At 71.3% G+C, this 9,637-nt stretch carries 9 protein-coding genes; all 9 read left to right on the top strand.

Annotation, left to right across the window (positions count from 1 at the left end; genetic code table 11):
* Positions 1–381: 381 nt before the first annotated feature.
* The 9 genes from E1288_RS45210 (at position 382) to E1288_RS45170 (ending at position 9,469) form a co-directional block, all read left to right on the top strand.
* Complete coding sequence (locus tag E1288_RS45210; protein WP_132495365.1) at positions 382–813, top strand: OsmC family protein; 432 nt, start codon at positions 382–384, stop codon at positions 811–813.
* Between the two features lie 255 nt (positions 814–1,068).
* On the top strand, positions 1,069–1,812 hold the full coding sequence (locus tag E1288_RS45205) for a phosphoglyceromutase (RefSeq protein ID WP_132495363.1): 744 nt from the start codon (positions 1,069–1,071) through the stop codon (positions 1,810–1,812).
* A gap of 261 nt (positions 1,813–2,073) precedes the next feature.
* On the top strand, positions 2,074–3,315 hold the full coding sequence (locus E1288_RS45200; RefSeq protein ID WP_207954926.1) for a sensor histidine kinase: 1,242 nt from the start codon (positions 2,074–2,076) through the stop codon (positions 3,313–3,315).
* Complete coding sequence (locus E1288_RS45195; protein WP_010312341.1) at positions 3,312–3,992, top strand: response regulator transcription factor; 681 nt, start codon at positions 3,312–3,314, stop codon at positions 3,990–3,992. Before E1288_RS45200 ends, E1288_RS45195 begins: the two co-directional genes overlap by 4 nt.
* 177 nt (positions 3,993–4,169) lie before the next feature.
* Positions 4,170–5,219 (top strand): DUF418 domain-containing protein, encoded by a 1,050-nt coding sequence (locus E1288_RS45190; RefSeq protein ID WP_235884270.1) that lies wholly within the window; start codon positions 4,170–4,172, stop codon positions 5,217–5,219.
* A 199-nt stretch (positions 5,220–5,418) separates the two neighbouring features.
* On the top strand, positions 5,419–6,453 hold the full coding sequence (locus E1288_RS45185) for a Ppx/GppA phosphatase family protein (protein ID WP_132495361.1): 1,035 nt from the start codon (positions 5,419–5,421) through the stop codon (positions 6,451–6,453).
* Positions 6,450–7,589: a hypothetical protein gene (locus E1288_RS45180; RefSeq protein WP_132495359.1), complete on the top strand. Its 1,140-nt coding sequence runs from the start codon at positions 6,450–6,452 to the stop codon at positions 7,587–7,589. Before E1288_RS45185 ends, E1288_RS45180 begins: the two co-directional genes overlap by 4 nt.
* A 49-nt stretch (positions 7,590–7,638) precedes the next feature.
* On the top strand, positions 7,639–8,496 hold the full coding sequence (locus tag E1288_RS45175; RefSeq protein WP_132495357.1) for a sugar phosphate isomerase/epimerase family protein: 858 nt from the start codon (positions 7,639–7,641) through the stop codon (positions 8,494–8,496).
* Positions 8,497–8,680: 184 nt separating this feature from the next.
* The gene (locus tag E1288_RS45170) at positions 8,681–9,469 is read left to right on the top strand and encodes an acyl-CoA thioesterase (RefSeq protein WP_132495356.1); all 789 of its coding nucleotides are present in this window, start codon (positions 8,681–8,683) and stop codon (positions 9,467–9,469) included.
* Positions 9,470–9,637 lie beyond the last annotated feature (168 nt).

Raw genomic sequence — 9,637 nt, 5'->3', positions numbered from 1 at the left:
CACGCACTCCCCGATCTCGTGAGAGCAAGTCCGCGGTTCGATGGGGGATACGAACCGCGGACTTGCTCTCACGAGATCGGGGAGTGCGTGGGAGCCGATCTCAAGGAGAGCGTTGTCAACTTCGCAGAGTCCTGCAGCGGCCACAAGCCCGCCGCATTACTCCATTAGTGTGATGTTTTCTACTGAAAGTAACGCTAAGGGTTCGAACTGCATTCAGATTGCGCACGAAAGTGACAGTCGCCACTTTCGTGTCACGGCGCTGCGGTGATCACATAACTGTCGGGTGAAGAGCACAACCAAAACTGCGGGTCACCGCGCGCTGCGGGAGGGTAGGTCCGGCGGAGGGCAGCGGCCTCCGCGCACCCGATGAGGAGCGGCGAGATGACCGATCGCAACGCCACCACGCAGTGGACCGGAGACCTCAAGGGCGGCTCCGGCACCGTCACGCTGGACTCGTCCAACGCCGGCCAGTTCCCGGTCACCTGGGCGTCCCGGGCCGAGGAGCCCGACGGCCGCACCAGCCCCGAGGAACTGATCGCCGCGGCCCACTCCGCCTGCTACTCGATGCAGCTCTCCGGCCTGCTCACCGCGGCGGGCACGCCGCCGGAGCGGATCGACACCAGCGCCGAGGTCGCCTTCGGCCCGCGCGGCGACGGCTTCGCCATCACCGGGATCGCGCTCACCGTGCGGGCGAAGGTACCGGGAATCGCCCCGGACGTCTTCGACCGAACGGCCCTGAAGGCCAAGGAGATCTGCCCGGTCTCGGCAGCTCTCACCGGAACCACCATCACCCTCGACGCCGCCCTCGACTGAAGAGCCTGTTTCCAGGCTCGTCTTGCGTGGCGGTGCGGGTGGCGGAACCTCAGAGGCCTTCTCGACTCCGGGATCCCCGACTTACGTATGACCAAATACGCGGCGTCGGGGCTGTCCTCGCGAGAAGGCCTCTGAGAACCCGCGGCGGTGCGAGTTGCGTAGGTGGGCTAAGCGGCTGCGCCGCTTCAAAGACAAAACCCCGCCCTACCGCACCCGACGCCACCACGCGCCGAACAGCCTCTATAGCCTGGGGTTATGACTTCGACCCTGGTGCTGCTGCGGCACGGTGAGAGCACGTGGAACGCCGAGAATCTGTTCACCGGTTGGGTGGACGTCCCGCTGTCGGAGAAGGGCGTGGCCGAGGCCAAGCGCGGCGGTGAGCTGCTGCGCGAGAGCGGGGTGCTGCCGGACGTGCTGCACACCTCGCTGCTGCGCCGCGCCATCTCGACGGCGAACATCGCCCTCGACGTCGCGGACCGGCACTGGATCCCGGTTCGCCGCGACTGGCGGCTCAACGAGCGCCACTACGGCGCGCTGCAGGGCAAGAACAAGAAGCAGACCCTCGAGGCCTACGGCGAGGACCAGTTCATGCTCTGGCGTCGCTCGTACGACACGCCGCCGCCGGAGATCGAGCTCGGCAGCGAGTTCAGCCAGGACGCCGATCCGCGCTACGCCGGCCTCGGCGCCGACCTCCCGCGCACCGAGTGCCTCAAGGACGTGGTGGCCCGGCTGCTGCCGTACTGGGAGTCGGCGATCGTGCCGGACCTGCAGGCCGGCCGCACGGTGCTGGTCGCCGCGCACGGCAACTCGCTGCGCGCGCTGGTGAAGCACCTGGACGGGATCTCCGACGGCGACATCGCGGGCCTGAACATCCCGACCGGCATCCCGCTGCGCTACGACCTCGACGCCGACCTCAAGCCCACCAACCCGGGCGGCACCTACCTCGACCCGGAGGCCGCCGCCACCGCCGCGGCAGCGGTCGCGAACCAGGGCCGCTAGCCCGATCGGCCCAAGATCGAGGGGCACCCGGCGCCGGGCAATCTGGTGCGGGTGCCCCTCGCTCGTCACCTAGATGGGTGGCGGATGGCGAATAGTCGCCGAGGCGGCGAACGGAGCGCGACGGTCGACCGGGCGCTACGTGAACTGGCTCCCAGCAGGGGATGAAGCAGAGGTGAAGAAGCCCCCTTTTCGTGTCACGGGTATCACGGAACGCCCTCGTAGACTGGCCTTTCCCCACCCCGGCTTGCTTACGATGCTGGCGTGACCGCATTGGGCTACACCGCCCTGATCATCGGCGCGCTCGCACTGGGCGCGATCGGCGGCTTCGTCGCAGCTCGGGGATCCCGGCGCCGCGGCAGGCCCGAGGGCCCGACCGTCGCCGACCTCCTTCAGCGGCTGGTGCACACCAGCGACAGCGGCGTGGTCGTGCTCAACAAGTTCGGCGACGTGGTGCTGCACAACCCGCGGGCCGACGACCTCGGGCTCATCCGCGACCACCAGGCCGATCCGCGCGCCCGCAAGGCCGCCGAGCATGCCCTGCTGACCGGCGAGTCCGTGCCCGTCGACCTCTCCCCGCTCAACCGCGCGGGCACCGCGCTGCGCGGCAGAGGCCCGGCCGCGGTGCTCGGCGAGGTGCGCCCGCTCGGCGACGGCTTCACCGTCGTCGACGCCGCCGACGAGTCCGACTCGGTCCGCCTGGAGGCCACCCGGCGCGACTTCGTCGCGAACGTCAGCCACGAGCTCAAGACCCCGGTCGGGGCGCTCGCGCTGCTCGCCGAGGCGGTGCTGGACGCCGCCGACGACGCCGAAGAGGTGCGGCGGTTCTCCAACAAGATCCTGCACGAGTCGACCCGGCTCGGGACGCTCGTCTCCGAGCTGATCGCGCTGTCCCGGCTGCAGGGCGCGGAGCGGCTGCCCGAGCTGACCACGGTCGGCGTCGACGCCGTGGTGGAGGAGGCGCTGGGCCGCTGCCGGCTGGCCGCCGAGTCCGCCGGCATCGAGATCGCCGTCGACGAGCCCACCGGCTACCTGCTGGACGGCGACCGGACGCTGCTGGTGACCGCGCTGAGCAACCTGATCAACAACGCCATCTCGTACTCGCCGCCGGACAGCCCGGTGTCGATCAGCCGCCGGTTGTCCGGCGACTTCGTGGAGATCGCGGTCACCGACCGCGGCATCGGCATCGAACCCGAGTACCACGAGCGGGTGTTCGAGCGGTTCTTCCGGGTGGATCCGGCACGGTCCCGCGCCACCGGCGGCACGGGCCTGGGCCTGGCGATCGTCAAGCACGTCGCGGCCAACCACGGCGGCGAGGTCAAGTTGTGGAGTCGCACCGGCACCGGCTCCACCTTCACACTTCGGGTGCCCAGGCATGGCACGACCGACGGCCAGCCGGCCGCAGCAGAGCCGGTGTCATCAGCGGATCGCGCGGGCAGTGCCGCCCGCTCGGCGACGGAGATCGCGGACGGGGTCACAACCGTCGAAACGGGAGGAGTCCGGTGACCAGGGTGCTGATCGTGGAGGACGAGGAGTCCTTCGCCGACCCACTTGCCTTCTTGCTGCGCAAGGAGGGCTTCACGGCGGCGGTCGCCGCCAACGGCCCGGAGGCGTTGGACGAGTTCGATCGCAACGGCGCGGACATCGTGCTGCTGGACCTGATGCTGCCGGGCATGAGCGGCACGGACGTGTGCAAGCAGCTGCGCCAGCGCTCCTCGGTCCCGGTGATCATGGTGACCGCCCGGGACAGCGAGATCGACAAGGTCGTGGGCCTGGAGCTCGGCGCCGACGACTACGTCACCAAGCCGTACTCGGCGCGCGAGCTGATCGCGCGGGTGCGCGCGGTGCTGCGCCGCCGCGGCGAGGCGGAGGAGCTGCAGCCGCAGGTGCTGGCGGCCGGGCCGGTGCGGATGGACGTGGAGCGCCACGTGGTGACCGTGGACGGCGCCGACGTCAACCTGCCGCTGAAGGAGTTCGACCTGCTCGAATACCTGCTGCGCAACGTCGGCCGGGTGCTCACCCGCGGCCAGCTCATCGACCGGGTGTGGGGCGCCGACTACGTCGGCGACACCAAGACGCTGGACGTGCACGTCAAGCGCCTGCGCTCGAAGGTCGAGCCCGACCCGGCGGACCCGCGCTACCTGATCACGGTCCGCGGCCTCGGCTACAAGTTCGAGGGCTAGCCGCGGGCGGAGACGCCGTGCGATCGAGCCCCCGGGGCGGGCCCCTCGGGGTCCGCCCCGGGGGCTCTCCCGCACCGATCGGCCGAGCGCGGAGCACCGACGACTGACCGATCGACCGAGGTCGGAGGGCCGATCGGCCAATCGCCAGACAGGGGTGCGAGCGGGCAATCTTGAGCCGTGAACTACCCGATCCCCAACGTCCCCGGACGCGCCTCCGCCGCGCCCCCGCCGCCCGTCACAGCTGCGCCGCCCGGTAAGCCCGCCGCCAAGCGCATCGTCGAGCTGGACGTGCTGCGCGGCTTCGCGTTGTGCGGGATCCTCCTGGTCAACATCCCGCCGATGATGCACATGGACCGGACGGTGGACTACCAGGTCCTGCCGGTCCCGCACGTGTTCGACATGTTCGTCCAGCAGCGGTTCTTCCCGATCTTCTCGCTGCTGTTCGGCGTCGGGTTCGGGATCTTCCTGGCGAGCGCGGGCCAGCGCGCGGCGCATCCGCGCGTGGTGTTCCTGCGCAGGCTGGTCGTGCTCGCCGGGTTCGGCGTCCTGCACCAGTTCCTCCAGCCGGGCGAGGCGCTGCTGCCATACGCGATCTTGGGGCTGGTCGTGCTGCTGCCGATGAGCTTCCTGCCGTGGTGGGCGAACCTGCCGATCGGCGCGGCCCTGATCGCCGCCGCGACCATCCTCACCAGCGGCGGCACGTCGCTGATCCCGGGCATGATGCTGACCGGCTTCGCCCTCGCCCAGAGCGAGCTGTCCGCGACGCTGCACCGCCGCGGTGGCCAAATCGCGATCATGTTCGCGGTGGCCGTGGTCGCCTCCGCCGGGTTCCTGGTGCTGCAGGAGCGGGACCCCCTGAGCGCCGGCTTCACGCACTCGTCGGCGGCGGCCGGGCTGTTCATGGCCATCGCCTACGCCACCGGGCTGCTCCTGCTGATGCGGACGCCGGCTCGCCGCGCGCTGTCCGCGGTGCTCGAACCGTTGGGCCGGATGGCGCTGACCAACTACATCACCGCGACGCTGCTGGTCCTCCTGCTCGGCCCCCTGGTCGGGCTGCGGGAGTCGGCGGAGTACGGCGCGCTCATCGCGCTGGCCGTCGGCATCCTCGTCGTCCAGACCATCTGGAGCCGGCTGTGGCTCGCCCGCTTCCGGTACGGCCCGCTGGAGTGGGTCTGGCGCTGCGCGACCTGGTGGAGCATCGTCCCCAACCGCCGGGTAACGGCCTAGGGCGGACGGCGTGCACTCAGCGTGACAGGCCTCTCGACCTCGACCTCGAGGGCGAGGTCCGAGGGGTGATGTTGGCCGCGTGACCTGGCGCACTGATGTCCTGGTTGGCCAGGTCTGCGGCGTGCGCGGGGTGGGCCGGTAGGCCGTTTGCTGCCCCACCTCGCCCCCGACCGCGTGCGCAGCCGGTAATTTGTCGGGCATGCGCCTAGGGGTGCTCGACGTCGGATCCAACACGGTCCACCTGCTGGTGGTGGACGCGCATCGTGGTGCCCATCCGACCCCGATGACATCGGAGAAGACCGTGCTGCGGCTGGCCGAGCGGATCGGCTCGCACGGCGGCCGACTCGCAGAGGAGGACGCCGCAGAGCTCGTCCGCACCGTCGCCGACGCGCAGGAAGCTGCCATCGCCGCAGGTTGCGAGGAGCTGATGGCCTTCGCGACCTCGGCGATCCGCGACGCGGAGAACGCCGCCGAAGTGCTGGCTCGGGTGCGCGCCGAGACCGGTATCGAGCTGGAGGTGCTGCCAGGCGAGGACGAGGCCCGGTTCACCTTCCTGGCGGCCCGCCGCTGGTACGGCTGGTCGGCGGGCAACCTGCTGATGCTCGACATCGGCGGCGGCTCGCTGGAGATGGCGGTCGGCATCGACGAGCAGCCGGACCTGGCGGTGTCGGTGCCGCTGGGTGCCGGGCGGCTGGCGCGCACGATGCTGCACGACCCGCCGACCCAGGACGAGGTGAAGAAGCTGCGCGATTGGCTTCAGGGGCAGCTGGCGCCCACCGCGAAGCGCTTCCGCAAGCTGGGGCGGCCCGATCGCGCGGTGGCCAGCTCCAAGACGTTCCGGTCGCTGGCCAGGCTGACCGGGGCGGCGCCGGCCTCGGCGGGACCGCGGGTGCCGCGCACGCTGACCGAGACCGGCCTGCGGCAGCTGCTCGCGTTCATCACCCGCATGTCGTCGGCCGACCTGGCCGCGCTCGACGGCGTGAGCGGCGCGCGGGCGCACCAGCTGGTGGGGGGCGCGCTGGTGGCCGAGGCCGCCATGCGGGCGCTGGGTCTGAAGGAACTCGACATCTGCCCCTGGGCGCTGCGGGAGGGTGTGATCCTGCGACGACTGGACCACACCAATGGAGACAGTCACACTGCCATTCAGGCCCGCGCAACACTGGGGCTCGCGGAGTCGGGGTCCGCGGACGGAACTGGACGCCAGACGCAGCACGGGGCACGGTGGGAGCAATGAGTCGGGACAGCGGGGCCGATCAGCCCACCCAGCGCACCGTTGCGGAGCTGCTGGCCGAATACGGCGGCAGCTCGCAGAAGAGTTCCCGCCGCCGGCGCCGCAGGGCCGAGGACCCGTCCGAAACCGCGCCGCAGGCGATCATCGAGCGAGTCCTGTCGGACAGCGGTCAGATGCGTGCCGTGCCGCCGGACGGCGAGCCGCCGCAGCGCCGCAGCCACCGTCCGGGCGCACCGAGCCCGGCCGCTCAGCCGCAGGCTCCACAAGCACCCGCTCCGCAGCTTCCGGCCGCTCAGCAGTCGGCTCCCCAAGCACCTGGTCCGGCCGCTCAGCAGCCTGCAGCTCCGCCACCGCCGGCAGCACCTGCCACGCCGCCTCCCGCTGCGCCTCCCGCGGCCTCGGAGCCAGCGGCGGAGGCGGCGGGCGCCGGCTACTGGGCTCAGCGGTTCACCAGCGCGGGCAAGGGCAAGGCGTCGCCGCCGGCTCCGCCGGAAGGCGATGCCGAGGCGACGATCCAGCAGCCCGCCTTGCGGCGGCCGGCGCCGCAGCAGGACGCGCCCCCGGCGCCGCCGAAGCCCACTCCGCAGGAGGGGCTCACGGAGCAGCTGCCGCGCGTCGCGGCAGCCAAGTCCGAGCCCGATCCCGAAGGCACCGCGGTGCTGGCCTACCCGCCTGCACCGGCACCGGCACCGGCACCAGCGCCTGCGCAGCAGCAGGAGGAGGAAGCGCCGGACGAGCCGGAGGACCCGTACGACTTCGACTCCTACGACGAACCCGAGTCCGAGTACGCCGAGGACGACTACGACCCCGAGCTGCCCGCGGGCCTGGACGCGGACGACTACCGCGACGGCGAACCCGATGACGAGCCCGTCTCCGCGGGCAAGGAGTGGGGCACGCTGGTGCTGCAGGGCGTCGGCGGCCTGGTCGGCGGCGGGCTGGTCTGGGTCGGGTTCCGCTGGTTGTGGGGCACGAACGCCCTCGCGGCGCTCGGCGCCGCGCTGGTGATCACCGGTCTGCTGGTGTTCATCGCGTGGAAGTTCTTGCGCACCAACGATCTGCAGACGATCCTGCTGGCGGTGCTGGTCGGCTTGTTCTGCACGGTGTCCCCGGCGGCACTGCTGCTGTTCAGCCACTCGTGACGCACCGGCGCGCGACCACCCATCCACCGTCGGTCATGCTTGGCAGGCGATGACAGTGCAACCGCCCCAGCGCGAGGAGACGCCCGGCCGGATCCCGGTCGGGCTGTCCAGCGCGTCGGTGTGGCCGCAGCCGGCGCGCGCGGCGTTCGAGATGGCCGCGGACCTCGGGTTCGACGGCGTCGAGGTGATGGTCTGGGCGGACGCGGTCAGCCAGGACGTCTCGGCGCTGCACCGGCTTTCCGAGCAGCACGGCGTGCCGATCCTGGCGGTCCACGCGCCGTGCCTGCTGATCACGCAGCGGGTCTGGTCGCCGGAGCCGGAGGAGCGGCTGCGGCGATCCGTGGTGGTGGCCAGCGAGCTGGGCGCGCAGACGGTCGTCGTGCACCCTCCGTTCCGCTGGCAGCGCCGCTACGCGGAGGGATTCACCGAGCTGGTCGCGGAGCTGGAGGAGATCAGCGGGATCTCGATCGCCGTGGAGAACATGTTCCCGCTGCGCCCGCCGAGCACGCTGAACCGGTTGCGCGGCGGCAAGAGCAGCGGGCTGTCGGCGTTCAAGCCCTCGCCGGACCCGACGGAGGTCGGCTACCGCAACTACACGCTCGACCTGTCGCACGCCGCCGCGGCGCACGTGGACGCCATCGAGCTGCTGAAGCGGATGAAGGACGGCCTGGCGCACGTGCACCTCGCGGACGGCACCGGAGCGCCGCGGGACGAACATCTGGTGCCGGGGCAGGGCAACCAGCCGTGCGCGGAGGTGTGCGAGGCGCTGTCCGCCGACGGCTACCAGGGCGCGGTGGTCCTGGAGATCAACACCCGCAAGGCGCGCAATCCCCAGCAGCGCGCGGCATTGCTGTCCGAGGCGCTGCTGTTCGCCCGGCTGCACCTGGAGCCGCTGCGCGCGGGCTGACCGGTTTCTCCTGGTCAGGGTCCGGGCGCGGTTTTCCGCGCGATAGCCCGCAAAAACCGCGCGCGGGCGGCCGGCGCGACTAACCGATGCCTAGTGATCAACTTCTCCGAAGGTCACTAGACTCAGTGACCATGAACTCGTTGCGCGCATCGGTCGCCGAGCGCTTCCGACCGCTGGACCGCACGTGACAGAGGTCCTGGATCCCTTCGCGGCCGCCACTTCGGTGCGCCCGCTCGGCGATGGCACCTTCGTCGCCAACCTGCATCCCGACTGGGCCGTCGGAGAACGTCCGCACGGCGGCTACCTGCTCGCGCTGATGGCCCGCGCCCTCGGCGACGCGACCGGGCTCGCGCCGCTTTCGATCAGCGCCCAGTACCTGCGCCCGCCCCGGGTCGGCCCGGTGCTGGTCCGGACCGAGGTGCTCAAGGCAGGCAAGACGGTGACGGCCGCCCGCGTGCAGCTGGAGCAGAGCGGCCAGGTCTGCGTGGACGCCACGGTCACCCTCGGCAAGGTGCCCGAGTCGGAGCCCGAGTGGTCGGATCTGCCCGACATGCCGGTGAACCCGCCGTCGACCGCGATCGACCTCGCCGCCACCGAGGCCCGGAAGTTCTTCGCGCTGGCCCGGGTCTGCGACATGCGGCTGGACGCGAGCACCGCGGACTTCCTCAACGGTGGCACCGGCGAGCCGCGGCTGAGGCTGTGGGCCAAGCCCCGCGAGGCCCAGCCCGACCTGCTGTTCGGGCTGGTCGCGGGCGACCTGACGGTGCCGGTGACGCTGAACCTCGGCCGGTTCGGCTGGGCGCCGACGGTGCAGCTCACCGCCCTGCTGCGGGCTCAGCCGGCGAACGGCTGGCTGCGGATGGTGGTGGACTGCCGCGCGGTGCACGGCCAGTGGTTCGACGAGGACGTCATGGTGATCGACTCGGTCGGCCGCCTGATCTGCCAGGCCCGCCAACTCGCCCTGTCCCCCTGACCCGGCCTCCTCCGGTGTGTCGGACCCCGACACACCGGAGGTTGTGGACAACTAGCGCAATTTCAATGGAAATCGGACCTCTGATTTCCATTGAAATTGCGGACGACCCGGACCCCGGGCCCTGCGGCGGACCCGGACCCGGACCCGGGGACGGGGACGGGGACGGGG

Origin of the sequence: Saccharopolyspora elongata, assembly GCF_004348985.1 — a bacterium.
Classification (GTDB): domain Bacteria; phylum Actinomycetota; class Actinomycetes; order Mycobacteriales; family Pseudonocardiaceae; genus Saccharopolyspora; species Saccharopolyspora elongata.
This window is presented reverse-complemented; position numbering and strand designations above follow the sequence as displayed.